This window comes from Parasutterella sp. St.1A3 (assembly GCF_059728705.1).
This window is the reverse complement of the sequence record NZ_BAAGFK010000001.1, coordinates 125,367-150,757: the sequence shown is the minus strand read 5'-3', so window position 1 is coordinate 150,757 and position 25,391 is coordinate 125,367. Positions and strand designations below refer to the sequence as shown.

Below are 25,391 nucleotides of genomic sequence, written 5' to 3'. Positions count from 1 at the left end.
TTTTGTTATTCGTGGCGTACCGCCTCAATCGGATCAAGCTTGGCCGCCCGTCTGGCCGGGAAGTAGCCGAAAACAATACCAATGCACGCGGCAAACCCGAAGGCAAGAATGTTGATGGACGGACTGAAAATAAAGGGCACGTTCATGATGTGTGTCAGAAGAAGCGAGGCGCCAAGCGCCAACGCGACCCCAAGCAGACCGCCGAAACAGGCCAGCATGACCGATTCGATCAAAAACTGCAGCAGCACTTCACGCTCAAGCGCCCCGATTGCCAGGCGAACGCCGATCTCGCGGGTACGCTCCGTGACGCTCACGAGCATGATGTTCATAATGCCGATGCCGCCGACAAGCAGACTGACCGCCGCCACGGCACCCAAGAGCATAGTCATAACCTGACTGGTCTTGGAAATCGTCTCAATCAGCTCAGACGTATCCAAAATATTGAAATTGTCCATTTCTCCTTTGGAAAGAGACCGTCTTTCGCGCAGAAGCAGCCTTGCGCTCTCCTTGACACGTTCGATATCACTGCCCGCTTCCACCGCGACCGTAATCAGAGGAACTCGGACATTGCCGCTCAGCCTGCGCTGAAACGTGTTGAGCGGAATAATCACAACGTCGTCCTTGTCCATCCCCATGCCCGACTGTCCTTTCGGTTCAAGCAGGCCGATGATCTGACAGGAAAAACCTTTAATACGCAAAAGCTGACCGAGAGGATCCACGTCGCCAAACAGCTCTTTGCGTACCGTTTGACCGATCACGCAGACAGCGCTGCCCGCGCGAAGTTCGGAAGGCTCAAACTCTCGTCCTTCCTGAACCGTTAGACTGCTGATGGGAAAGTATTCATTGGTTGAGCCGATTACCGACGTAGACCAGTTCTTACCGTTGGCAACGACCACCTGAGTTGATGTGCGGGAAGGGGCCACTGCTTTAATACCGGCGATCTGCGTCGCAAGCGCTTCCGCATCCGACTCTTTAAAGGAAGGGGCGCCGACTGACTGACCGGGCCCGAGCCTCTGACCCGGACGAATCATAAGACTGTCAGAACCCAAGGACGCAATCTGATCTCTAACCTGCTGCGTCGCGCCGTTGCCGATCGTCACCATCGTGATCACCGCGGCCACGCCGATAACAACACCGAGAACCGTAAGAATGGAACGCATCGGATTTCTGAAAATCTGGCGGAGCGCCAAAAGCAAAGCGTTGCCGATCATACTTTCATCTCCTGCGAGTCAGACTCTACATTCCCATCCACGAAACGGACCGTTCTGCGCGCGTATGCCGCCATATCCGGTTCGTGCGTCACTAATGCGACCGTAATGCCTTCGTCTTCATTGAGTTTCTGGAGCAGTTCCATGATCTCCACAGAGCGATGCGAATCCAAGCTTCCGGTCGGTTCGTCCGCAAGAAGCAGCTTCGGATGCGTCACAATCGCTCGCGCGATGGCCACACGCTGTTGCTGACCGCCGGAAAGTTCTGCGGGCGTGTGATCCTTCCATTTGCAGAGCCCGACCTTATCGAGCGCTGCGAGCGCCAAATCGCGTCGGACTTTTTTATTCTCTCCGCGGTACAGCAGGGGAAGTTCCACATTTTCAAGCGCGCTCGTTCTTGCCAAAAGATTGAATCCTTGGAAGACAAACCCGAGATACTTTCTGCGAAGCAGCGCCCGCTGATCCCTTGTGAAATGTTCGACGTGATGTCCTTCAAAGAGATACTGGCCGCGCGTCGGGGTATCCAATGCGCCGATCAGATTCATGCAGGTCGATTTCCCGCTCCCGCTCGGACCCATAATGGCGAGAAACTCGCCGTGAGAAATCTTGAGATTAATATCATGCAGCGCGTCAAAAGCTGTTTCCCCGCTTCCGTAGCGCTTACCGATACCGATCAGCTCAACTAAGGGGCGTTCTTCAGACATTATTTGGCTCCGCGTCTTTGATCTACTATGACCTCGTCTCCGGCTTTCAGAGGGCCGTCAACCACCTGTGTTCTCTTGCCGTCTGAATAACCAACCGTAATCTCCACAGGCGCGGCTTTGCCCTCACGCAGTACGTATACCGTCGCTTTTTTCTGACCTGCGCTCGGACTCAGCACGGTTCCGGAACTCTTCTGTGCTGACGGGCGGCGCATCGGAGGGCCGAACATCCCCATTGCGCTTTCTTTCTTTTCAGTCGCTTCGGAGGGCTGGAAGCGAAGCGCGGTATTGGGCACTAATGTAGCGTCTTTCAAAGACACAGTCCGAATGCTCGCTGTCGCTGTCATTCCCGGCAGCAGAAGCATGTCGGGATTGTTCACTTCCAAATACGTGACATATGTGATGACGTTGTCCGTTTGCGTCGAACCGTACGCAACCTTCTTCAGTTCAGCCGGAAACTTTCGATCCGGATACGCGCTCACCGTGAAACTGGATTTCTGTCCGGGTTTAACCGCGCCGACATCCGCTTCGTCCACGTTAATGCGCAGCTCCAAACTCTTTAGGTCTGTGGCCAATTTCAGCAGTTCAACCGCCTGCAAAGTCGCCGCAACGGCATAACCGGGTTCCACGGAACGCGCGAGCACGACTCCGTCGATCGGAGAAACGATCTTCGTTTTCGATAAGTCGGACTCAGCGGATTTGAGTGCCTCTTCGCTGTCCGTGATTTTCGCTTTAGCGCTGTCCACTGAGGCCGCGCTCTTTGCCACTAAAGCCTCCTGAGCGTCAAGTTCCGTCTTACTCGGGCTCTTGCCTCCCGAAAGACGACGCACTTCCTGAAGTCTGGCAAGTTTCGCCTTTGCTTCCTTCAAAGTCGCCTCGGCTTCAGCCAAGCTCGCTTTAGAGAGCTGCAGCGTCGCCTTGGCGCGCTCGACAGAAGCAGACAGCTTAGTGTCGTCAAGCTCAATAAGAATCTGCCCTTTTTGGACCGGATCATTCACATCCACGTTAACTTTACGGACGATGCCGGAGAGTTCGCTGCCAAGGGAAACCGTTCTGATCGGATTCAGTGTTCCATTTGCCGTGACGTCCACACGCAGACCGCCCTTTTCCATCGGCGCGGTCACAAAAGAGACCTTCGAATCGGAACGCGAGCCGTAAAGATAGTAGCCGCCATAGCAGCAGATGCCTATCACAGCCGCCGCGGTCCAAAAAGATGCCCGTTTATAGAAAGGACGAGGCTGTTTCTCTCCGAGAAGAGCCTGTGTATCCGCGTCCAACGTCTTTTTGCTGTCAGTTTTATTTGTCATTTTCTTTGAACTCCTGAGGAACAGGCCAACCGCCGCCAACTGCTTTGTATAGAGCGACATAACCGTTTGAAATTTCTGCTTCCACGCTCGCAAGCGCTTCCTGAACCGTCAGCAGGGTGCGCAGAGTCGTTAGAACCACTGTGAAGTCCTGCAGCCCGGCGTTGTAATCCTGCTGAGCGGAAATCGCCGCGCTTCTTGCCGAGCGTTCCGCTTCCCGAAGTGATTTCTCTCTGAGCTGCTGCGCCCAAATGGTATTGAGCGCGTCTTCCACTTCCTGAACGCCCTTTAAAAGGCTCGCCTCGTAGTTAATACGAGCCGATTCAAGCTGAGAATTGCGCTGCTCGAGCTGAGCGAGGAGTGAGCCGGCATGGAAGATCGGAATGTTCAGCGTGCCGAAACCTGAAGAGGACTGTGTTCCGGCGTCCCCCAAGGCGCCAAAGGTCGAAGCGGAAAAGCCGAATGAACCGCTGATCGTAAGGCTCGGGAAAAGTGCCGAGCGAGCCTGTGTCACGCGCGCCATCGCCGACATCACCTGAGCTTCCGACGCCCTCACATCCGGACGATTGCGAAGCACTTCTCCGGGAATCGACAGCGCAAGATTTTTCGGCGGCTGAGGAATCTCTTTTACCTGATGCTGCCCGACTTCATCGGGACGGCTGCTGGTGAGCACCGCAAGAAGATTGCGGTATTGATGAACCTGAGCCGCGTATACGGGAATCGACGCTTTTGTCTGCTCAAGCGAAGTGATCGCCTGATCGACGTCCGTGGAGGAAACCAGTCCCGCTTTGTAGCGCCAATTTGCCAAATCGTATGCTTCCTGCTGGGTTTTCAGGTTCTGCTCGGCAACGGATACTCTTCTTTGAGCCAGACGCAGGCTGATATAAGCCTGAGCCACACGGGCGGCAATCGCAGTCTGCACCTGACCTAAGGAAGCCTTACTGTAGAGATAATCGGAGAAAGCGGCCTGCGCAGCGGCATAGCGGCCGCCGGCGTCAAGCGTTAAGCTGAGATTCAGCCCTATCTGAAAAGAGTTCGAGCCGGTTCCGCCAAAATGGCTTCTTCCGCCGCGAAATTCACCGTCGGCCTGAGGAAACATCCCGGCGTTAGCGATCGTCATCGCGGCATCGGCCTGTCTGAGATTCTCCCGGGCGACTCGAATATCCGTATTGGCGCTCTGGGATTTCTCCACTAAAAGAGCGATCTCGGGATCGGACCAGGTGGCCCACCACTCGGCTAAGTTGTTGATTGATTCCTGACATTGAACACTAGGTCCCAGCCAGCGCTGCGGAATCACATTTTTCTGCTCTTCCGTCATCTGAAAGTCCGGTGTCGTGACGCAGCCCGTCAGCGTCGTCAGGACCACGGCTGTTGCGAGAATAGAGGCGGTGGATTTCATATTTTTCTTTTCAGAGATGTCCTGTAAGTTAGTTTCTCAGAAAAGAATTATTTGCAAATTACAAAATATTTATATTTGAAAACGAGTGTTTCCTGCGCTCTAATCTCGAAACAACTTTCAATAAATTAAGTAGCTAGCGATCTTTTTCCAGGACCTGCAGAACCTTAGGCAGCAGATGTTTATTAGAAGCGACCGCGGATAACTCTTTCAGCGGGTTTCCGCCATTTGTGCTGACCAGCGCTCCGCCCGCACCTTCAATAACCGGTACAAGCGCTGCCACATCCCAATAGTTGAGATCCGGGTCGATCATGATGTCGGCTCCTCCCGTCGCTACAGAGAAATATCCGAAGCAGTCGCCCCAGGTGCGGTAAAGCTTGGCTTTATCAATCAGTTCCTGAAGCTGATGGCCGCCTTTCTGTTCCGGAGTTGTCCAGTGAGAAGTCACAAGAAGCGTCGCGTCTTCGAACCGCTCTGTGTCGCGAACGTGCTCCTCACGCACGGATCCGTCGCGAAGATGAAGCTCTGTCTTCTTTCCGTCTCCCATCAGCCAAACGCCGACGTGCGGGTGCGAAATCACTCCGATCATCGGGCGGAACCCTTCGCCGCTGTCCTTCTCGACGGCGATCAAGGTACCGAAATGAAATGCGTTGGTGATAAACGCGCGCGTTCCGTCAATCGGATCAAGAATCCAGCGGTATTTGGGATACTGCAGAGCTCTCGCCTCTTTAATGCCGTATTCCTCTCCGAAAATGCCGTGCTCGGGGAACTCTTTTTCAATCCACTCGCGCATGATGCGCTCTGCCCCTTTATCCGCTTCGGTCACCGGCGTATGGTCTTTTTTGTCAAAGACTCGCGTTCCGGAGAGAAATCTCGGAAGGATCTCTGAGTTTGCGAGCGAAATTAAGTGCTCGATCGCCGGTTCAAAGAGTTCAAATTCTTCTTTGGTGCACTCGGAACAATATGACTGAAATTCCATGTCCATTCCTCACAGGGTATACGCCCGGCGTCCGTCAGGCAGAAACAATTAAATAATTTGTTTTTTTACCATAAAAGCATCTCGACAAAGCGGGATGAATGTTTCACAATCAGAAATACTTTATCAATCACGAGGAAAGGATTAGAGCATCATGCCTATTTTTAAAACAGAAAATCTCCGAACCGTTGCGTTAGTTGGACATGGAGGGTGCGGCAAGACCACTCTCGCTGAAGGGATTCTTGCTAAAGCTGGCATGATCATCACCTGCGGTTCTGTCGAACGCGGCACCACCGTCTGCGACTCTGATCCGCTTGAAAAGGCTGTGCAGCACTCTCTGCGCGCTGCCTGTACGCATTTTGAATGGGACAATGTTGACGGCACCGAAGTTCGCGTGCACATGATCGATACCCCGGGATACCCGGACTTTGTCGGACAGGCTCTCGGCGCACTTGACGCGGTTAAGACCGCGGCTGTCGTTGTCGACGCGACCGCCGGAATTCAGCTGATGACACGCCGAATGATGGACTGGGCTAAAGAACGCAAGTTAAACCGCATGATCATTGTCAACAAGATCGACGCCGAACATCTGGACCTGCCAAAACTGATCGAAGAGCTCAAAGAGGCTTTCGGTAATGAAGTAATGCCGATTAACCTGCCCGCAAACAACGGCTCCCGAGTCATCGACTGCTTTGCTAAAGATCACGGTGAAGCCGATTTTCTGAGCGTCGAAGAAGTTCACCGCGCTTTCGTAGAACAGGTCGTTGAAGTGGACGACGAAGCGATGGAGCGCTACCTCGAAGAGGGCTCTGCCGATCCTTCCACGCTGCACGGTCCGCTCACTCAGGCCCTGCGTGAAGGCCACATCATCCCGATCTGCTTCGTTTCCGGCAAAACCGGCGCCGGCGTCGACGATCTGATCAATGTGATGGTCCGCCATCTGCCGAACCCCTCTGAATCCAACGCTCCGCTCTTTACCGACGAAGAAGGCAACGACGTCAACATTACCGCTGATCCGGAACTGCCGCTTGTCGCTCATATCTTCAAAGTCGTTAATGACCCGTACATCGGCAAGGTCGGCGTCTTCCGCATTCATCAGGGTACCCTGCACCGCGATGACCAGCTGTTTGTCAACGACAACAAAAAAGCGATCAAGATCAGTCATCCTATGATTCTTCAGGGCAAAGAAACAACCGAAGTCCGTGAATTGGTACCGGGTGATATCGGCGTCGTTTCAAAGATTGAAGAACTGGTGTTTGACAGCGTTCTGCACGCCTCTCATGAACACGACAACATTCGCATGAAGCCGCTGAGCTTCCCGAAACCCATGTTCGGTCTGGCGATCTCTCCGGCACGCCGCGGAGACGAAGGCCGCTTGTCCGACATCCTGAATAAGCTCCTGTCCGAAGATCCGACACTTGAACTTGAACACGATACGACGCTGAACGAAACCGTGCTTCGCGGTTTAAGCGCTCAGCATCTGCGCAGCGTTCTTGAAAGAATGGCTGCTCAGTTCAAACTCGAAGTCAACACACGCACTCCGAGAATTCCGTATCGCGAAACGATTTCTGCCAATGCGGAAGGTCACGCCAGACATAAGAAACAGACCGGCGGTGCCGGCCAGTTCGGTGAAGTTTATCTGCGCATCGAACCGAAAGAAAGAGGCACAGGATTCGAGTTTGTCGACGAAGTTAAAGGCGGCGCTATCCCCTACAACTTTATCCCGGCTGTGGAAAAGGGCGTCAGAGATGCGCTTTCAACCGGCTTCGTCGCAGGCTACCCGATCCATGACGTTCGCGTCGTTGTTTATGACGGTAAGAGCCATCCGGTTGACTCTAAGGAAGTCGCGTTCGTTTCAGCAGGCAGAAAAGCCATGCTCGATGCGCTCTCCAAGGCAAAACCGACTGTGCTTGAACCGATCGTTGAAATCGAAATCGTCGCGCCCGACACCTGCATGGGCGATATCACCGGCGACCTCTCCAGCAGACGCGGTCAGGTGACCGGCACAGCCAACTTAGCGGGCGGCATGATGCTTATCTCCGGTACCGCTCCTCTCTCCGAGCTCGACGGCTACGCTGCGCGTCTGAACGCCATTACTCAGGGCGCGGGAAGCTACTCTATGGAACTCGCGGGCTACGCTCCTGTTCCGATGCAGCGCCAAATGGAGCTCGCCGCGAACTATCAGCGTAAAGATGACGATGAATAACCTCGGCTTCTGCTTCTAATCTGACAGCAACGGCCGGAACAGGAGTTCCGGCCGTTTTTATGTCATACAAAACCGTCTTTTACTCGGAATGTGCCATAATGATCGATTCGAATTAGTAACGAGACAGTTCGAGCAAAAAATGCCTATTTATTCATATAAATGTTCTAATTGCGGTTACACAAAGGACGCTCTTCAGAAATACTCTGACGCTCCTCTGACCCACTGCCCTAACTGCGGAAAAGAAACCCTGGTCAAACAGCTCTCCGCTCCGGGCTTTGAGCTCAAAGGCAAAGGCTGGTATGCAACCGACTTTAAAGGGGGCTCCTCTGCCGCACTTCCAGCCTCGCACGCACGCGACGACAGCAGCGGAAAGAAATCTTCCTAAGGCCCCGCCTTCGGCATTTTAAGAATCTTCCTGCACCGGTTTCGTATATTTCTAATCACATTGTTTAAAATTAACCAATCACCATTTTAGGCATCTCTGTGATGCCTGAGTTATCGGAGTTTTTGAATGCGTACACAATATTCCGGTCTGATTGACGACAAATATATCGGTCAGACTGTTACCCTCTACGGCTGGGCGCACCGACGCCGCGATCACGGCGGAGTTATCTTTATCGACCTCCGTGACCGCGAAGGTCTCGTTCAGATCGTTTGCGACCCTGATCGACCCGAAGTTTTTGAAACAGCCGACAAAGTCCGCAACGAATTTGTTCTTGAAGTGACCGGTTTGGTCCGCGCACGCCCCGAAGGAACCAGAAATGAAAACCTCATTTCCGGCGCCGTTGAAGTTCTGGCTCAGGATCTGAAGATTCTCAATCCTTCCGCTCCTCCGCCCTTCCTGCTTGACGATGAAAATCTTTCGGAAACCACTCGTCTCACATACCGAGTTCTCGACCTTCGCCGCCTGCCGATGCAGCGCAACATGAAGCTTCGCTACAAGGCCGCTATGGCCTTCCGTCGTCACCTTGACGAACTCGGCTTCATCGATATCGAAACTCCGATGCTGACAAAGAGCACTCCGGAAGGCGCTCGAGACTACCTCGTCCCTTCCCGTGTTCATGACGGCCAGTTCTATGCTCTTCCGCAGTCTCCTCAGCTCTTTAAACAGATGCTGATGTGCGCCGGCTTCGATCGCTACTATCAGATCGTTAAATGCTTCCGCGACGAAGACCTCAGAGCAGACCGTCAGCCTGAATTCACACAGGTCGATATCGAAACCAGCTTCCTTAACGAACTCGAAATCCGTGACATCATGGAAAACCTGATCCGTCACGTGTTCAAGGAAACGATTAATGTTGACCTGGTCAATCCGTTCCCCGTCATGCTTTATAACGACGCAATGAACAACTACGGTTCGGACAAGCCCGACCTTCGCGTCAAGATGAAGCTGACCGAACTGACCGACCTGATGACCAATGTTGACTTCAAGGTCTTTAAGTCCGCTACAGAACTTCGTGACGGCCGTGTCATAGCCCTTCGCGTTCCGCACGGCGCTTCCATGCCCCGCAGCGAAATCGACAGCTACACCGAGTTTGTCAAGATCTACGGTGCCAAAGGCCTCGCCTATATCAAAGTCAATGACGTTAAAGCCGGACGTGAAGGTCTTCAGAGCCCGATCGTCAAGAATATTTCCGACGAAATCCTCCAGGCCATCATCGAAAGAACCGGCGCTCAGGACGGCGACGTTATCTTCTTCGGCGCTGACCGCAAGAAGATTGTTTTCGACTCTCTCGGCGCACTTCGCCTGAAAGTCGGCCACAGCGAATTCGGCAAGTCACACGGCCTGTTCGAAGAAGGCTGGAAGCCTCTCTGGGTTGTTGAATTCCCGATGTTCGAATATGACGAAGAGGAAGAACGCTGGGTCGCCTGCCACCACCCCTTCACCAGTCCGAAGGACGGCGACGAGGACAAACTCGAAAGCGATCCCGAAAACTGCTACGCCAAAGCCTACGACATGGTGCTGAACGGCTGGGAAATCGGCGGCGGCTCTATCCGTATTCACAAGGCCGACGTTCAGAGCAAGGTCTTCTCCGCGCTCAAGATCGGTCCAGAAGAAGCTCGTCAGAAGTTCGGCTTCCTGCTTGACGTCCTCCAGTTTGGTGCGCCTCCGCACGGCGGTATCGCATTCGGTCTCGATCGTATCGTAACGATGATGACCGGAGCAGACTCGATCCGTGACGTAATCGCGTTCCCGAAGACTCAGAGAGCACAGTGCCTGCTGACACAGGCCCCGTCTCCTGTGGACGAAAAACAGCTGCGCGAACTGCACATCCGCTTGCGCAACGAACACAAGCACGAGTAGTAAACAAAAGCGGGAGCTCTGCTCCCGCCTGCTTAACTTTGAGAAAACCGCCGCTTTTGGGGCGGTTTTCTATTTTTATGAACGATGTTTTGCGCCCAATACCGCTGAACCGGTAAAACAGAAAATCAGGCTGCATGCAAGTGCGCAGACTCCGACGAGACCCGCACCCACATAAGGAACCGCTGCAAAACCCAAAGCCACGGAAACCTTGCTTCCGATAAACGCGCCGCCGCCAATGCCAATATTGAAGATCCCTGAAAACATGGATGTAGCAACGTCAGCCGCGTCTCGCGCGGTGTTCAGAAGCAGCGTCTGAAAGGCCATGCCCACCGCACTGATACAGGCGCCCCAAACGACAACCAATACATACATCGTCCATGTCTGCCGCATCGAAAGGACAAAGAACCCCAGACACAGCGTCAAGAGGATCAGCGGCACAAGAAGCGCCATAGAGTAATGCTTATCCAGCGACCGGGTGCTCAAAATCGTCCCGATAATCCCCGAAATACCGAATACGAAAAGGACCGTAACCGTCTCAGATTCAGCCATACCGGTGACCGTCGTGAGAATCGGGCTGATATAGGAGTAAACCGTAAACTGACCGAGAATGACCACCAGTGTCAGCAGATACAGCTGTACCAGAGCAGGCCTGCGGAAAAGATCCGGAAGGCTCTTGAGAGAACCGGCCCGGTTGCTTTCGCAAACGGGCAGCACAAAGTAAATCACAAGCCAGATCACAGCCGCAGCCAGACCGATGATAAAGAACGCGCCCTGCCACCCGACAATTTGTCCGAGTCTGGTACCCAGCGGTACGCCCATAACTGTCGCGACAATCGTGCCGCCCATGACCATCGCCAGCCCGAGCGACTGCCGTCCAAAGGGCGCCACGCGCGCCGCGAGCGGCGTCATAATCGACCAAAAGACGGAGTGCGTTACAGCCACGCAAATTCGCGCACCCATCAGCTTCTCAAAGGTATCGGCCCATAAAACTAGAAAATGGCTCAGCGCGAAGATAAAAATCAGCCATAGCAGAAGCTTTCTTCTCTCCAGCTTTGCCGTGACGATCGTCAGCGGAAGCGACAGAAGTGAAACCACCCAGGCATAAACCGTAATGATCAGACCCGTCTTGGATACCGACTCTCCGATCGACTCCGCAATATTGGGCAGCAGCCCGACCGGAAGAAACTCAGAAGTATTGAAAACAAACGCCGCAAATGCCAGTCCGATCGTCGGAAGCCAGGCCTGCAGTCCGAACTTGTGTCTCTGTGGTGCAGACATGCTTAGCTCTGCTTTATTCCATTAGTTCAGATCCCAATCCGAATCCCGCTGAGACCAAGGATCGATACTCAGCACATAGCGAAGCACCTTGTCATCCTTGTCGTCAAAATCAACCCACAGTGCCATTGGAAAGCCGGCTTCATCCTGATAACGATACATGTAGGTGTGTTCGCCAAGCAGCTTGTAGTGCCATGTTTCGCAGGGCCGGCCGAACATGACGTAAATGTCTTCGCTGTCCATCACTTTCGGCTTGATCTGATTGAAGTACTTCTGCTGCAGCAGCTGATCTTTGAATACCAGATGTCCCTGCGGATCAAAAATCATCAGGTAAGACCTCTGTTCCATCGGCTGCATCGAATACACAACGCGTTTTGACCCGTCCGCGAGCGTCACCTCCGAATCCGGTTTGCCAAGCTCGGAAACCGTGTGATCATAGGTGTCGTTCATCTTGATCAGGTCAGGATGCGCGCACGCCGAAAGAAAAACGATCGCGAGCGCACCCAAAAAGATTCTCAAATAATTCATCACTGTTACTTCTCCTCGTCTGACTCTTCGGTCTGCTCCGGATAGTTCGAATGCAGCTGATTCAAAAAGCCTAAATAAACCGCTTTAAAAGCCTTCTCCGAACAGCCCATCAGAACGGCATCGTCCAGCGCTTCTCTAAGCATCTCCGAGATTTCCTCGTAATTCTCATCCATGACTTTTATTTTTTCCGTACAGGACACGGGAGAGCCGTCCGGCTTTCGCCACAGACCTTTACGCTGTTCACTGATTATTTCTGCTTCTTTGGCCATAATTCTCAAACTTTTTCAGAACTTTTTTCATCTCAGCGGAGTCTAATAACTTACAGCCGCCAAGCTTCTGTATTTCAGCCCACATTCGGGCCAAATTTTCGATTTCCCGAGCCAGCCCTTCTGCCTCTTTCGCATTGGCCCCGCAGGCGACTGCTCCGTGGTGACTCAGAAGACAGGCTCTGCCGCTCTCGCCCAGTGTCTTCACGCAGCCCTCGGCGAGCGCCTCTGAACCAAATGTCGCATACGGCGCACACGGAATGCTTTCAGTTCTGCTCACCGCCGTCATATAAGTAAACGGAGGAATGCTTTCATCACGACAGGAAAGCACCGCCGCAAACGGCGAATGTGTGTGCGCAATGGCTCGCAGCTCAGGACGAGCAAGGTAAATTTCCGAGTGAAGACGCCACTCCGACGAAGGTTCGCGAAAGCCAAATGAGCAGCCGTCAGACAGGCGGACAAAGCATATATCTTTGGGCTTCAGACTGTCGTAGCTCATGCCGCTCGGCGTAATCAGAAATCCTTCTCCCTCTTCTGAAACTGTTCGGATAGAGAAATTCCCGCTGCTGTTGATGTTCAGCCCCTCGTGAGCTAGGCGTCTTGAACACTCAATCACCATACGGCGCAGTTTTTTATTGCTCGGCATCTTTTCCGTCCTTCCATATTTCTTCAAGCTCATTGGCTGCAAAAACTCCCTGATCCGTCACAAATGCGGTAATCAGCCGCGAGGGCGTTACATCAAAACCGGGATTCATAACTTTCTGCGAGCGGCTTGTAATGAACACCGAAGCAGGAAGACCATTCTCATCTGCGCCGTAAACGCGCCGGATTTCATCTCCGCTTCTTTCCTCGATTGGGATCCCGCTTCCGTCTTTCAGCGACGCGTCAAATGTCGAAACCGGAGCCGCAACGTAAAAAGGAATATTGTTGTCCGCCGCACTGAGCGCTTTGAGATACGTCCCGATCTTATTGGCCGTATCTCCGTTTGCTGCGATTCGATCTGCGCCGACAAAAACCGCGTCAATAAGCCCTTCGCGCATTAAGTGCCCGCCCGCATTGTCCGCAATCAGACTGACCGGTACGCCGCAACTGCATAATTCCCAAGCGGTCATGGCGCCCTGAAGTCTCGGTCGGGTCTCATCTGCGTAAACTTCAATCGGTATGCCTTTCTGATGCGCCGCATAAAAACCCGCAGTCGCAGTTCCCGGCCCGACCGTCGCCAGAGCGCCTGCGTTGCAGTGCGTCAAAAGCCGAACCGGACGACCGAGCTTTCGATAAAGCGCTTCGATAATGCCTAAGGCATATTTGCCGATTTTCAAACTCATCCGGCGCTCCTGCTCAAGAATACTTTCCGCTGAATCCCACGCGGCCGCTTCCCTTTGAGAAGCAGGCAGAGAAAGAAGCGCTTGCAAAACCTTATCTACCGCCCAGGCAAGATTGACTGCAGTCGGCCGGGCAGATTTAACCCTTTCGGCCGCTTCATTCAGCGCCTTATTCGAAGAGTCTTTGCTGCAGGCGAGCGCCATCGCGGCGGCCCCGGTGATGCCGATCAGCGGCGCGCCCCGAACCGCCATACTGCGAATCGCCTCACAGGCCTGCTCCTCGTTCTGCAGAGAGAGGACCGCGACGCAATGCGGAAGCGCTCGCTGATCCAGAATTTCAACGCTCCGATTAACTGAATTTATGCGGATTGTCTCCCGCTCGAGCGGCTGGCTAAGCTCAAACATGCCTTTCTCCGAATGTTTTCGTCATGAATCAGTAAAATTGTAAAGATATCCGAATATCGGAAACTGATGCGTTAATTTCTGAGAATTAACGCGCCCTGCGGTAAATTAGTCCGAATAGTCTGCGCCTAGAGGGCTCATTAAAATGGATTTCAGTCACTATTTAAACGGTCTGCTCAGCCCGAAAAACATTGTCGTCATCGGAGCCAGTGAGCGGGAAGGCAGTTACGGGACCCTGATCTGGAACAATCTTCAGGCAGCGTCGCCGAAAGCCAAACTGTACGCCGTCAATCCGAAATATAAGAAGATCGGCAGCGCACGCTGCTACTCGTCCGTGACTCAGATCCGCTCTGATGCCGACCTGGTCATTATCGTCTCGCCGCCTGAAACTTATCTGAAAGCCATCCCGCAGGCTGTAGAGAAAAACTGCCGCTTCATTATGCTCTGCGGAGGATTCTCAAAATCAGAGCTGACCGACGAAATCACCCGACTGATCGATGAAACCGCGGCCTCGGGAATCAAAATTATTGGCCCCCAGTCCCTCGGCTTTATCTGTCCGAGAGCCGGAATCAACGCATCCTTTTTCCCTCAGATGCCGACAGCCGGCTCCGTGGGACTCGTCAGCCAGTCGCCCGGTCTCTCCTGCTGCATGATGAACATCACAGACGGCTTCTCTTTCGTGATAGACCCCGGTTTAGAGCGCACTTTAAGCGCGGCTGATTACATCGATATGCTGGCGCACGACAATGCGACCAAATGCATCGCCCTTTACCTGGAATCGTTCTCCGAACCGAGAAAACTGCTGTCCGCTATACGAGCCGCATCGCAGAAAAAACCGGTCATCCTGCTCAAGGGAGGTCAAACTGCGGGATCGGCCGACATTGTGATCAACAACAGCGGTGCCAGAGAAGATGAAGACGGAGTGATGGAAGAGGCACCGCGCCGCTCCGGCGTATTGCTGGTCAATTCATTACGGGAACTCAATTACGCAATTCAAGTCTTCACGGCCGGACGTGAGCTAACTCAGGACACCTTATTCGGCCTCGTCAACAGCAAGGGCCTGGACTCGCTTTTGGCGGATCACGCCTATCGAAACGGACTTAAATCTGCGTCCATCGACAGCGATACCGCCCAAAAGCTCCGTGACGATTTCCATGTTTCTTTCCCGTTTGCGAATCCGATCAATGTCGGTCTCGGCGCTTCGGCTTCCGAAACCGCGGAAATCATCCGGCTGCTCCTATCGCTGCCTCAGTGCGGCGGCATGATCGCAGGTATTGTGATTACACCGGCTTTCAACCCTGAGGAGTTTACGGATCTCATCATCTCGACTGTCGAAAAATCCCGCAAGCCGTTCATCATGACCTGGATCGGCGCGGAAATTAATATGCCCGCGATCCAAAAACTTCGTGCGGCGGGAATTCCTGCCGTCTCCGATATGAGAGGCGCCTGCATCGCCCTGAGACTCCTTAGCGAGTACCGACAGTCAAAGCAGGACAGCCTTTTCGGCACCTTCTCCGTCAAGCCGATTAAAAGTGAGGACTTCGAAGGCGCGAGGAAAATCGTGCGCACAGCGGTCTCTCAGAACCATCGCCTTCTCTACGAGGAAGAAGCGAAAAAACTGCTCGCGAGTATCGGAATTGAAACGACGGCCGGCATTTCCGCCGGCTCCCTCGGAGAAGCCATTGAAGCGTCCAAAGCCTTGGGCTTTCCGCTTGCAGTGAAACTTCGAATGGACGGCCTCGTGTCAAAGAGCGAAGCGGGCGGCGTCATACTCGGCGTGCGCAGCGAACGAGAGCTCAAAAACGCTTGGAAAAGCCTTAAAGAACGAGTGGCCTCAATGTTCAGCGCGGAGGAGCGCTTCGGCGTCTTCCTCCAAAAAACATTAGACACAAACAATAAGCGAGAACTTAAAGTCGGCTTGAAGATCACTCGGCACTTCGGCCCGATCGTTTACCTGCAGGTCGGAGGCCTCTACGGACCGATCTGCGGCGCAAGTGTCTTCAGTTTTGTTCCGCTGTCGCTGAATGATGCGAAGCGGATGATCGCGCAGGAACCTTTCAAAACCTTGCTCGGCGCATATAAGGGCTTAGGCAGCTGTGATACCGAAGCGATTATTCGTATCCTGATCAGACTTTCTGAACTGGCAGTGGAAATTCCCGCACTCCGGTCCATAGAAATTGACCCTCTGCTGTGCGGACAAAGCGATGCCATCGTGCTCGATGCTCTTTGTGTCATCGGCTCCGACGAGCTTCGCTCTGACGAAAAGGCTTCTCATCTCATTCTGCCTTACCGGCGCCCGACTGAGAAAAAAGAAACCGGCAGATTCGGACTCCTGAAGTTCTGCTCCGCCTCCTTGGCAAATAAAGAGGCTTTCTTAAGCTACCTGACCTCGCTTTCGGACAACAGCCGCCGACTTCGATTCCACAGCGCGAACACTTCCCTGGAAATCGCTGCCGCATCCTCGCTCAGTTACGACCCGGACAGAACGTTCTCAATTCTTGCACTGGAAAACAAACAGGACAGAGACGAAGTCGTCGCTGAGGCGCGCTTCTCTTTGCTTCCGAACGGAGAGGATGCAGAATTCGGAATCTCTGTCCGAGAAGATAAACAGGGGCAAGGCATCGCCTCTGCTCTGATGTCGGAACTTGAGGCTGAAGCAAGGGCTCGGGGCGTTCGTTCACTCATCGGATATGTGCTCAAAGGCAACGACAGCATGGCCTATATGATGGGCAAGCGCGGCTATCGCAGAGAAACTGACGAGAACGATCCGCATGTGGATCTGTTTGTTCTGGATACGTCTGCTGACTCGAATTAGTCAGAAAACGGAGTCTTTCAGACAGTTTTAACTCAGAATAAAAAAAAATCGGCCGCGCCGCAGAACTTTGCGAAGGCGGCCTTAACGTTATTGGAGATAATTGATTATGGCTATCGTCACAACAATCGAAGGAAGCATCGCGAAGATCTCCATCGATCGTCCGGAAAAGAGAAACACACTTGACACAGAAATGTGCCAGGAACTCAGCAGACAGTTAATCGACCTCAGCGAAGACAATCGCGTTCGGGTGATCATGCTCACCGGACAGAACAACGTGTTCTGCGCCGGACTGGACATCGAGGCTCAGGTCAAAGGCGACAAGGAGCTCTTTGAGTCCTTCCGCAGAGTCATCGACGCATTGGATGCCTGCACCAAACCAATAGTAACCGCTGTTTGCGGACCGGCTGTGGCCGAGGGCGCAGCTCTGCTCTACCACTGCGATCTGATTTTCTGCGGAGAACACGCAATGTTCTCTCTTCCCTCGCTAGCTCTGGGTAAGACTCCGGAATACGGCATCAGCCTGCTTGCGGTAAAAAGCGCCGGCTACAAACTCGCCGCGCAGAAGCTGCTTCTCTCAGAACCGATCAGCGCAGCAGAAGCCGTTGCTATGGGCATTGTTAACCACATTGTCAGCGACGAGAAAGTCACCGCTGCGGCCGACGCGGCAGCTGCCCGCCTCGCTTCGCTTCCGCCAACCGCTCTGAAGGCGACAAAGCGTCTGCTCAAAGCGGCTTATCTCAGCGGATTGAGCGAGCAGCGCAAGCTTGAAACGGAAATTGCCGATCAGCTCGAAGGAAATGCTGAAACGATCGAAGCGTTTAACGCTTTCCTGGAAAAACGCAGCCCTAAGTTCGAAGACTAAAACCAAAACGTGCCCTCTTCCGGATTAGGATTAGAATCCGGATTCGGATTATCAGGACGATAAACCGGCTGAGGACGCCCGTTTTTATCGAGCGCAACAAAAACAAGCTTGGCCTCCGTCACCTTTACGATGCGGTGATTGTCCTTGTGCAGACGCTCCGCATAGACTTCTACGTCAACCGTGATGGAGGTGTTGCCTACTTTTATCACCGTCGCATAAAAAGAAACAACATCACCGACCCAAACCGGCTCTTTGAATGTGAAACTTGTTACCGCCACAGTCGCGGTTCTGCATCCTGCTGTGCGCGAAGCGATGGAAGAGCCGGCCAAATCCACCTGACTCATAATCCATCCGCCGAAAATATCCCCATACTGATTTGTGTCGGGCGGCATCGCAATGACTCGGATTGCAGGCTGTTTATTGGGAAGCGCATCGACCTGATTGGGCATTTTTTCTCCTTTTGTTTGAAATTTGCTCGAGATTGTAAAACCGAAAACGCATCAAAATTAATTCGAAGAAAGTATTCGATACGCCGCCTAGGATTACACGGCTTTCTCAACGGTATACTTTTCTAAAAGAGAAAAGAGAGATTCAAATGCCAATGATTCAAATAGATAACGTGAGTAAATGGTACGGCGACTTTCAAGTACTGAAAAATTGCTCCGCAAAAGTAGAAAAAGGAGAAGTTGTCGTCATCTGCGGGCCCTCCGGATCTGGAAAATCGACTCTGCTGCGCACTGTCAACGGACTTGAAGATTATCAGGAAGGCCGAGTCATTGTTGACGATATCGACATCGGCGCCCCGGGAACCAACCTCACGCGTCTTAGAGCAAAAGTCGGTATGGTGTTCCAGCATTTCGAACTCTTCCCGCACCTCACTGTCAGCGACAACCTGACGCTCGCTCAGATGAAAGTGCTGAAAAGAAGCCGCGCAGAAGCTGAAAAGCGAGGTCTGGAGCTGCTTGCCCGCGTCGGCCTGGAAAAACAGGCGTCGAAATTCCCCGCACAGCTCTCGGGCGGTCAGCAGCAGCGCGTCGCCATCGCCCGCTCTCTGGCAATGGATCCTGTCTGCATGCTGTTTGATGAACCGACTTCCGCGCTTGACCCGGAAATGATCAACGAGGTGCTGGACGTAATGATCGGCCTCGCTAAGGAAGGAATGACCATGATGGTCGTCACGCACGAAATGGGATTCGCACGGAAAGTCGCAAATCGGGTTCTGTTTATGGATGCGGGAGAAATTGTCGAACAGGCCCCCGCTGAAGAGTTCTTCACGAAACCACGAAGCGATCGTGCCCAGAAATTCCTCGCAAAAATTCTGCAGCACTGAGACATACACAGCACAATTTTGCAGTCCGAGAACCTGCACAACCTTCTATAATGATCTATTCCAATAAATTACTGCCTGCGCTGATGTGAGATGGGCGGGCTTAGATAAGGAACGATCAATGAACGTGGTTTCTGAAGAAGGAATTCTGAACTTAGGCCGGCAGGTGCTGATCGAAGAGGCTGATGAAGTACGAGCTCTGGCCGACAGACTCGGAGAGCCCTTTGTCAAAGCAGTGAAACTGCTTCTTTCTTGCAAAGGAAGAGTTGTCGTCAGCGGCATCGGAAAAAGCGGCCATATCGCACGTAAAATCGCCGCGACCCTGGCTTCTACCGGAACCCCCGCTTTCTTTGTGCATGCCGCAGAAGCCGCGCACGGCGACCTGGGAATGATTACCAAAGAAGACGTTGTCATTGCGATTTCCTACTCCGGCACCTCCTCTGAACTGCTGGCGATTATCCCGACGGTAATTCGCGAAGGCGCCCCGGTTATTTCCATCACCGGCTCGGACGACAATACACTTGCCCGTGAAGCAAACGTCAATTTGAACATTCATGTCACACGTGAGGCCTGCCCGCTCAACTTGGCACCTACATCATCGACTACCGCGACGCTTGCCATGGGCGACGCACTCGCCATCGCCTGCTTGGACGCTAAAGGATTCGGTCCGGAAGATTTCGCGCGCTCTCACCCGGGCGGCGCACTCGGCCGAAGACTTCTTATCCACGTATCCGATCTCATGCGCCAGGGCGATCAGATGCCTGTCGTCTTGGAAAACGCTTCCGTAATGGATGCGGTTAAGGAAATCACCAAAAAACGCATCGGCATGACCGCGATTGTCGATTCGGACAACAAGGTCAAAGGAATCTTCACTGAGGGGGACCTCAGACGCCTGATCGAGAAGGTCGGAGACATCCGTTCCGTACCGATCGCTGAAGTCATGACCGCAAACCCGACAACCGTTGCCCCTTCCGCTCTGGCGGCAGAGGCGGCCAAAATACTTACATCCACGCTTCGCAACCAGCTTTTGGTCGTGGATGAAGCCGACCACCTCATCGGCGCTCTCCATGTGCACGATCTGATGACGGCAAAGGTGATCTAATGAAACCGACAGATATCGCGAAAAATATCAAACTGGTCTGCCTAGATGTGGACGGAGTCCTCACAAACGGCTCCATTGTGATTTCCGGAGAGGGAGAACTGTTCAAAGAGTTCTACGTCCGTGACGGACTCGGCATTAAATTCCTGCAGGATGCGGGAATCCAGGTCGCAATCTGTACGGGCCGCACCTCCACAATTGTGACGGAGCGCGCTAAAGAACTCGGAATAACACTTCTGATGCAGGGCCAGAAAGATAAGCGTGACGGCTTGGCAGACATCTGCGCTCGCGCAGGCGTCAAGCTTTCTGAAACCGCATACATGGGAGACGATATCCCTGATCTCTGCCTTTTCCCGCTCGTTGCCCTTTCAGCCGCGCCTTCAGATGCTGTTCCTATGATCCTGAGAGAAGCTGACTGGATATCCGCTCAGCCCGGCGGCAGAGGCGCCGTCCGCGAACTCGCAGAATTCATCCTCGAGGCTCAGGACAAAATGGAATATGTCGTCCGCAAAAGATTCAACACGGAAATCTAAATGAAAGACCACTTTATCTCTTGCATCGCTCTTGGACTCTTGGTCCTGCTTTGCGGATTAAGCTACTGGTACTCCGTCAAAGCCGAACTTGAAAACATCACGCATCTGTCAGACTTGGAGTCTCCGGACTTTATCGCCCGCGACATTACGATTACCAAGTTTGACAAGGACGGCAAAGCCAGCGCGAGAGTTTTCGCCAAAGAAGTGAAACATTATTCGGACGGACATGCCGATGCCGTTCTTCCGGAATACGCCTCCCTTAATCCGAACGAGGCTCAGGTCACAGCCAGAAGCGATACTGCCAAGATGGTGGAAGGCGGCGCCGTGATTCACTTCTATGACAATGTGGACATCCGCCAGGCCGCAAAGAACGGCTCTCCGGCAAGCAGACTTACCACTTCTCAGCTCGACGCCTACCCGGATGACAATATCTATTCGTCAGACAAACCTGCAACGCTTTATCGGGGCGAAGACACCTCCAACGGCGTCGGATTTGACTATGACAACGTGGACCGAACATTTAAACTTCGCTCCAGAGTTCAGACAACCCTCCAGCCGAACACAGTCAGGAACGTTCAGCGATAGAAAAACGCTTCTTCTGCGCCTGTCTTTTCGTTATTCTTTCTAAGACTTGTAGTAGGATACTAAGTTAACTTTGAAGTGACTTTCTTTCTGAATAAAATGAAAAAACTGCCCCTCTCCATCCTTCTTGCCTTATGCTCAGTTCTGCCGGGAATCGCTTCAGCCGAAAGCGCCGACTCGTCTCAGCCGATCCAAATTTTCTCTGACAAGTTCGATGGCGACGATGTGAAACAGGTCGCGGTCTACACCGGCGACGTGGCCGTCCATCAAGGGACCTTGGAAATCCGCGGTGCGAAACTTGTTTTGACAATCGATCCTCAGGGCTATCGCCACGCGGTTATGACGCCTCAAAAGGGAAAGCTCGTCACATTCAAACAGCGTAAAGATGAAAAAACACCCGGCGTCGAAGAATGGATGCACGGCAAGGGCGACAAACTGACGTACAACGAAAAAACCAATGAACTCACTCTGACCAACAATGCTCAGGTCTCGCGCTCGGAAAACGGCGTCATGAAAGACGAAAGCAGAGGAACTGTCATTACCTACAACATGACTACATCCACCGCTGACGTTGTCGGCAGCAAGAATCGCGGCTCAGCCGGCAGAGTATCCACTGTGATTGCGCCGCGCGACAGCAATTTCGACGCGTCTAAACCGATCGAACTTCAGCCGAGCAAAGGAATTAAGAGATGAGCGAGAAACACAGTCTGGACGGAGCAAATGTCCTTGAAGCGCTCAACCTAAAGAAAATCTACGGACAGCGAACGGTTGTCAAAGACGTCTCTCTGCGGCTGCACAGCGGCGAAGTCGTGGGACTGCTCGGACCGAACGGAGCCGGCAAAACAACTACGTTCTATATGATTGTCGGACTGGTCGCATCCAACGGCGGCCAAATCCTTCTGAACGGCGAGTCGATTCAGCACCTTCCGATTTATAAACGCGCGCGTATCGGCATTACGTATCTGCCGCAGGAAAACAGTGTATTTCGTACGCTCACGGTCGAAGAAAATATTCAGGCGATCCTGGAGCTTCAAACTAATCCGGACGGCTCTGCGCTCTCAAAGAAACAAATTAAGGAAGAACTGGACAACCTGCTCAACGAGCTTCAGATCACGCATATCCGAAACAATCTGGCTCCGACCGTCTCTGGCGGAGAAAGACGCCGTACGGAAATTGCCCGAGCGCTCGCCGCAAGACCGAGATTTATTCTTCTCGATGAGCCGTTCGCCGGCGTAGACCCGATCGCAGTTATCGAAATCCAGCGCATCGTTCACTACTTAAAAGAACGCGGCATCGGCGTCCTCATTACCGACCATAACGTACGCGAAACACTCGGCATCTGCGACCACGCCTATATCATCAGCGACGGAAGCGTACTAGCCAGCGGAAAACCTGAGGCAATCGTGGAAAATCCGCTCGTGCGCAACGCATACCTCGGCGATAATTTCTCTATGTAGGAGCTATGGCTCAGACGCTTTCACTGCAGCAGTCTCAGCGCATGGCGCTTACGCCGGAACTGAGACAGGCCATATCCATCCTTCAGCTTTCAACCGCTGAGCTGACACAGCTCATTAACGAAGCAATTGATCAAAACCCCCTGCTTGAAGTCTCCGATACGAGTGAAGAGGCTGCCGACAGTTTCGACTCGGATCAGCAGCTGCGCTGGGAAGGCACCGCCTCCGATCAGGAACCCTGGGAGGGAAAAGAACATCCGGAAAGTCTGGCTGAGCATTTACTGCGGCAAGTCGGCTGTCTTTCTCTCTCGGATAAAGAAAAAAGTCTTCTTGCCTGGCTTATCGGCTCATTGGACGACAACGGTTTCCTTTCCGCGCCTATTGAACGGCTCGCAGAGGAGGCAAAGATGCCGGCTGAAATCAGGCTCTCCGATTGGAAGGCCGCTTTGAAACTGCTGCAGAGTTTCGAGCCCTCCGGAATTGGTGCCCGCGACTACAAAGAATCTCTGCTAATCCAGCTGAATCATCGCAGATTGTCAATGCAGTCTGATCCGGTAATCTGCGCGCTGGCCTCTCAAATCGTCCAAGAGCATTTGGAGCTGCTCGCGAAACGAAGTTTCGATAAAATTCGCCCGCTCCTCGGATGCGCATCCAAGGAGCTGGAAGAGGCTGTTCGCCTGATTGCCGCTCTAACACCGCATCCTGCCTCAGAATTTTCAACGGATTCTATTAACTATGTCACTCCGGAAATTCTTGTTCGCAAGACAGGCGAAGGCTGGTGCGCCGAACTGATCGATGCTTCGCTGCCGAAAGTCAGGCTTAACCGAATTTATGCTGAGGCCGTCACCGACAGCTGTCATGACCAGCTGTGGAAAGACAGACTCCATGAAGCATCCGAGCTGATCAAAAACATCGAACATAGGCGTATCACACTGCTTCGCGTCACTCAGGCGCTCGTGCGGCGGCAATCCGATTTTTTTGAATCCGGACCGCTCTGCATGCGCCCTTTGGTCCTTCGCCAAATTGCAGACGAACTTGAGCTGCACGAGTCAACCGTCTCCAGAGTCGTTTCAGGAAAATACCTGCAGTGCGCAAGAGGCGTCTTTGAGCTGAAATATTTCTTCTCTTCGCAAATCGGTAACTCCAATGAAGCGGTTTCATCAATCGCAGTCAAAAACGAAATTGCAAGACTTATCGCCTCTGAAAATCCTTCTAAGCCACTCTCAGACGCGAAGATCACCGAGTTTCTCTCTGAGCGAGGGTTCTCCGCCGCACGGAGAACGGTCGCTAAATATCGCGATGCACTTGGAATCGCACCGGCTTCTCAGCGTAAAAAAATTCGCTGATTCACGTTTACAATAACTGATTGATCAAATCGAGTGACGCATTATGAATGCACTGTGCCTGCTTCTAAAGCCCGAAAATATTCTGCTTGGTATTTCACCGAGCAGTAAGAAACGTGTATTCGAACAAGCCGCTCAAGCTCTGTCGCTGATTTACCGACTGGATCGCAAGGAGGTGTTCGACGCACTCATCGCGCGGGAAAAGCTTGGCTCTACTTATCTCGGCTACGGAATTTCTCTGCCGCACTGCCGCCTTCCAAACCTAAGTCAGCCATGCGCCCTTTTCATCCGGCTGCACGGGCAGCTCGAACCCGCCCGCGCCGGAGAAGAACCGACGCACAGTCTGTTCTTTCTCTTGGCTCCGGAAGAAGCCTGCAGCGAACATCTTGAACTTCTGGCCGGCGCCGCGGAAATTTTTTCCGACGAATCCATCCGAACAAAATTATCTCAGGCCAACACTTCGGAAAAATTTTGCGAAGCTCTGAATAAATGGTGCGCTGAGAAGTACGAATCGGATAAACGTGAGAGTTAGATTTTTATGGCAACTTATCAGCAGCTCTTCACCCTCTGCAAGCGAAAGTTTGATTTCAACTGGCTCTACGGCCAGTCTCATGCGGGAGATTCGATTGAGCTCTCGCCCAACGCTGTTAACTATCCGACACTCGCAGTCGGATTCCTAAACATTATTCACCCGGATCGACTACACATTCTCGGACCGGCTGAAATCGCATTCTTTGATCAAATCGGCTCAGAATCCCGAAAGAGCTTGATCGCGAAACTTGCCTCAGACAAATCTCTCGGCTTTGTCCTCTGCGCTAACCTTAGCCTGCAGCCGGATATGGTGCAGGCGCTGATAGAACACGATCTGGTTGTTTTCAGCACTTCGGAAACGCCGGAGCGGGTCCTGACACTCGTAAGACAATACATTGTTCGCCTGCTTGCGCCAAGCTGTTCAATGCACGGCGTTTTTATGGATGTATTCGGCATGGGCATTCTCCTCTCCGGTCAAAGCGGCATCGGCAAAAGCGAGCTTGGCTTGGAATTAGTCACACGAGGACACGGTCTGGTCGCAGACGATGTGGTCGATTTCATTCAAAGAGCGCCTGATTGGGTCGAGGGATCGGCGCCCGCGTTACTTGCGAACCTCCTGGAGGTCCGTGGAATCGGTCTGCTCGACATTAAAACAATCTTCGGAGAAACTGCGGTACGCCGCAAAATGCGGCTTAACCTTGTGGCTGAACTCAAGCAGTTTGATCAGGGCGAACTCATGGAAAGACTGCCCGAGACAGAACTGTTCACCGAAGTGCTCGGACAGCCGATCAGAAAAATGATCATTCCGGTCGGCGGCGGACGAAACCTTGCCGTGCTGGTCGAAGCCGCCGTTCGAAGCGCGATCCTTCAGCTGCGGGGAATCAACACAATTGAGGAATTCTTCCAGCGGCAGCGCAAACTTATGATGGCCGAGGACGGCTTGTAAAAACGGGGAC

Annotated in this window: 25 protein-coding genes; 14 read left to right on the top strand and 11 right to left on the bottom strand. The window is 53.0% G+C overall.

All coding sequences use genetic code 11. The features are described from left to right. Positions 1–5 precede the first annotated feature (5 nt). The 5 genes from AC6I1F_RS00730 to AC6I1F_RS00710 all read right to left on the bottom strand — a co-directional run bounded on the left by AC6I1F_RS00730 (position 6) and on the right by AC6I1F_RS00710 (position 5,588). Positions 6–1,211: an ABC transporter permease gene (locus AC6I1F_RS00730; protein WP_289162754.1), complete on the bottom strand. Its 1,206-nt coding sequence runs from the start codon at positions 1,209–1,211 to the stop codon at positions 6–8. Then, the gene (locus tag AC6I1F_RS00725; RefSeq protein WP_289162756.1) at positions 1,208–1,912 is read right to left on the bottom strand and encodes an ABC transporter ATP-binding protein; all 705 of its coding nucleotides are present in this window, start codon (positions 1,910–1,912) and stop codon (positions 1,208–1,210) included. Before AC6I1F_RS00725 ends, AC6I1F_RS00730 begins: the two co-directional genes overlap by 4 nt. Then, positions 1,912–3,216, bottom strand: coding sequence for an efflux RND transporter periplasmic adaptor subunit (locus AC6I1F_RS00720; RefSeq protein WP_251569680.1), 1,305 nt, complete (start codon positions 3,214–3,216; stop codon positions 1,912–1,914). Before AC6I1F_RS00720 ends, AC6I1F_RS00725 begins: the two co-directional genes overlap by 1 nt. After that, positions 3,206–4,612, bottom strand: a complete 1,407-nt coding sequence (locus AC6I1F_RS00715; RefSeq protein ID WP_290432510.1) for an efflux transporter outer membrane subunit — start codon at positions 4,610–4,612, stop codon at positions 3,206–3,208. Before AC6I1F_RS00715 ends, AC6I1F_RS00720 begins: the two co-directional genes overlap by 11 nt. A gap of 133 nt (positions 4,613–4,745) precedes the next feature. Beyond that, complete coding sequence (locus tag AC6I1F_RS00710) at positions 4,746–5,588, bottom strand: inositol monophosphatase family protein (protein ID WP_251569679.1); 843 nt, start codon at positions 5,586–5,588, stop codon at positions 4,746–4,748. 151 nt (positions 5,589–5,739) lie between these two features. Between AC6I1F_RS00710 and fusA the strand changes: the two genes are divergently transcribed. The 3 genes from fusA (at position 5,740) to aspS (ending at position 10,096) form a co-directional block, all read left to right on the top strand. Then, positions 5,740–7,791, top strand: coding sequence for an elongation factor G (fusA, locus tag AC6I1F_RS00705; RefSeq protein ID WP_251449826.1), 2,052 nt, complete (start codon positions 5,740–5,742; stop codon positions 7,789–7,791). A 139-nt stretch (positions 7,792–7,930) separates the two neighbouring features. After that, the gene (locus AC6I1F_RS00700; RefSeq protein ID WP_251569678.1) at positions 7,931–8,176 is read left to right on the top strand and encodes an FmdB family zinc ribbon protein; all 246 of its coding nucleotides are present in this window, start codon (positions 7,931–7,933) and stop codon (positions 8,174–8,176) included. Positions 8,177–8,302: 126 nt separating this feature from the next. Then, positions 8,303–10,096 (top strand): aspartate--tRNA ligase, encoded by a 1,794-nt coding sequence (gene aspS, locus AC6I1F_RS00695; protein ID WP_251569677.1) that lies wholly within the window; start codon positions 8,303–8,305, stop codon positions 10,094–10,096. Positions 10,097–10,171: 75 nt separating this feature from the next. Here aspS and AC6I1F_RS00690 read toward each other — a convergent pair whose 3' ends face one another. Genes AC6I1F_RS00690 through mtnA form a run of 5 tightly spaced genes read right to left on the bottom strand, consistent with a single transcriptional unit; the run spans position 10,172 to position 13,892 of the window. After that, positions 10,172–11,374, bottom strand: coding sequence for a sugar transporter (locus AC6I1F_RS00690; RefSeq protein ID WP_251569676.1), 1,203 nt, complete (start codon positions 11,372–11,374; stop codon positions 10,172–10,174). Positions 11,375–11,395: 21 nt separating this feature from the next. After that, positions 11,396–11,899, bottom strand: a complete 504-nt coding sequence (locus tag AC6I1F_RS00685; protein WP_160334156.1) for a hypothetical protein — start codon at positions 11,897–11,899, stop codon at positions 11,396–11,398. Positions 11,900–11,904: 5 nt separating this feature from the next. Beyond that, positions 11,905–12,168 (bottom strand): hypothetical protein, encoded by a 264-nt coding sequence (locus AC6I1F_RS00680; RefSeq protein WP_160334157.1) that lies wholly within the window; start codon positions 12,166–12,168, stop codon positions 11,905–11,907. After that, positions 12,140–12,811, bottom strand: a complete 672-nt coding sequence (locus AC6I1F_RS00675) for a class II aldolase/adducin family protein (RefSeq protein ID WP_289162764.1) — start codon at positions 12,809–12,811, stop codon at positions 12,140–12,142. The genes AC6I1F_RS00680 and AC6I1F_RS00675 overlap by 29 nt, the downstream gene beginning before the upstream one ends. Then, the gene (gene mtnA / locus AC6I1F_RS00670; protein ID WP_160334158.1) at positions 12,798–13,892 is read right to left on the bottom strand and encodes an S-methyl-5-thioribose-1-phosphate isomerase; all 1,095 of its coding nucleotides are present in this window, start codon (positions 13,890–13,892) and stop codon (positions 12,798–12,800) included. Before mtnA ends, AC6I1F_RS00675 begins: the two co-directional genes overlap by 14 nt. A gap of 142 nt (positions 13,893–14,034) precedes the next feature. Here mtnA and AC6I1F_RS00665 point away from each other — a divergent pair, with 142 nt between their 5' ends. Then, positions 14,035–16,704 (top strand): bifunctional acetate--CoA ligase family protein/GNAT family N-acetyltransferase, encoded by a 2,670-nt coding sequence (locus AC6I1F_RS00665; protein ID WP_289162767.1) that lies wholly within the window; start codon positions 14,035–14,037, stop codon positions 16,702–16,704. Positions 16,705–16,810: 106 nt separating this feature from the next. Beyond that, positions 16,811–17,566, top strand: a complete 756-nt coding sequence (locus tag AC6I1F_RS00660) for an enoyl-CoA hydratase-related protein (RefSeq protein WP_289162770.1) — start codon at positions 16,811–16,813, stop codon at positions 17,564–17,566. Here the strand turns inward: AC6I1F_RS00660 and AC6I1F_RS00655 are convergent. After that, positions 17,563–18,015, bottom strand: coding sequence for an acyl-CoA thioesterase (locus AC6I1F_RS00655; RefSeq protein ID WP_251569674.1), 453 nt, complete (start codon positions 18,013–18,015; stop codon positions 17,563–17,565). The two genes, AC6I1F_RS00660 and AC6I1F_RS00655, sit on opposite strands and share 4 nt — an antisense overlap. Before the next feature lie 152 nt (positions 18,016–18,167). Between AC6I1F_RS00655 and AC6I1F_RS00650 the strand changes: the two genes are divergently transcribed. The 9 genes from AC6I1F_RS00650 to hprK all read left to right on the top strand — a co-directional run bounded on the left by AC6I1F_RS00650 (position 18,168) and on the right by hprK (position 25,381). Next, on the top strand, positions 18,168–18,896 hold the full coding sequence (locus tag AC6I1F_RS00650; protein ID WP_202074509.1) for an amino acid ABC transporter ATP-binding protein: 729 nt from the start codon (positions 18,168–18,170) through the stop codon (positions 18,894–18,896). 118 nt (positions 18,897–19,014) lie between these two features. Beyond that, positions 19,015–19,995: a KpsF/GutQ family sugar-phosphate isomerase gene (locus tag AC6I1F_RS00645; protein ID WP_160334163.1), complete on the top strand. Its 981-nt coding sequence runs from the start codon at positions 19,015–19,017 to the stop codon at positions 19,993–19,995. After that, on the top strand, positions 19,995–20,525 hold the full coding sequence (locus AC6I1F_RS00640) for a KdsC family phosphatase (RefSeq protein WP_251569673.1): 531 nt from the start codon (positions 19,995–19,997) through the stop codon (positions 20,523–20,525). Before AC6I1F_RS00645 ends, AC6I1F_RS00640 begins: the two co-directional genes overlap by 1 nt. Then, the gene (gene lptC, locus AC6I1F_RS00635; RefSeq protein ID WP_290432509.1) at positions 20,526–21,110 is read left to right on the top strand and encodes an LPS export ABC transporter periplasmic protein LptC; all 585 of its coding nucleotides are present in this window, start codon (positions 20,526–20,528) and stop codon (positions 21,108–21,110) included. Between the two features lie 96 nt (positions 21,111–21,206). After that, positions 21,207–21,800, top strand: a complete 594-nt coding sequence (gene lptA, locus AC6I1F_RS00630) for a lipopolysaccharide transport periplasmic protein LptA (RefSeq protein WP_160334166.1) — start codon at positions 21,207–21,209, stop codon at positions 21,798–21,800. Beyond that, on the top strand, positions 21,797–22,564 hold the full coding sequence (gene lptB, locus AC6I1F_RS00625; RefSeq protein ID WP_160334167.1) for an LPS export ABC transporter ATP-binding protein: 768 nt from the start codon (positions 21,797–21,799) through the stop codon (positions 22,562–22,564). Before lptA ends, lptB begins: the two co-directional genes overlap by 4 nt. Positions 22,565–22,569: 5 nt before the next feature. Further along, positions 22,570–23,907, top strand: a complete 1,338-nt coding sequence (gene rpoN / locus AC6I1F_RS00620) for an RNA polymerase factor sigma-54 (RefSeq protein WP_251569671.1) — start codon at positions 22,570–22,572, stop codon at positions 23,905–23,907. A gap of 43 nt (positions 23,908–23,950) precedes the next feature. Then, positions 23,951–24,436: a PTS sugar transporter subunit IIA gene (locus AC6I1F_RS00615; protein WP_160334169.1), complete on the top strand. Its 486-nt coding sequence runs from the start codon at positions 23,951–23,953 to the stop codon at positions 24,434–24,436. Positions 24,437–24,442: 6 nt separating this feature from the next. Further along, positions 24,443–25,381 carry an HPr(Ser) kinase/phosphatase gene (gene hprK, locus AC6I1F_RS00610; RefSeq protein WP_160334170.1) on the top strand — a complete coding sequence of 313 codons (939 nt, stop codon included), beginning with the start codon at positions 24,443–24,445 and terminating at the stop codon, positions 25,379–25,381. Positions 25,382–25,391 lie beyond the last annotated feature (10 nt).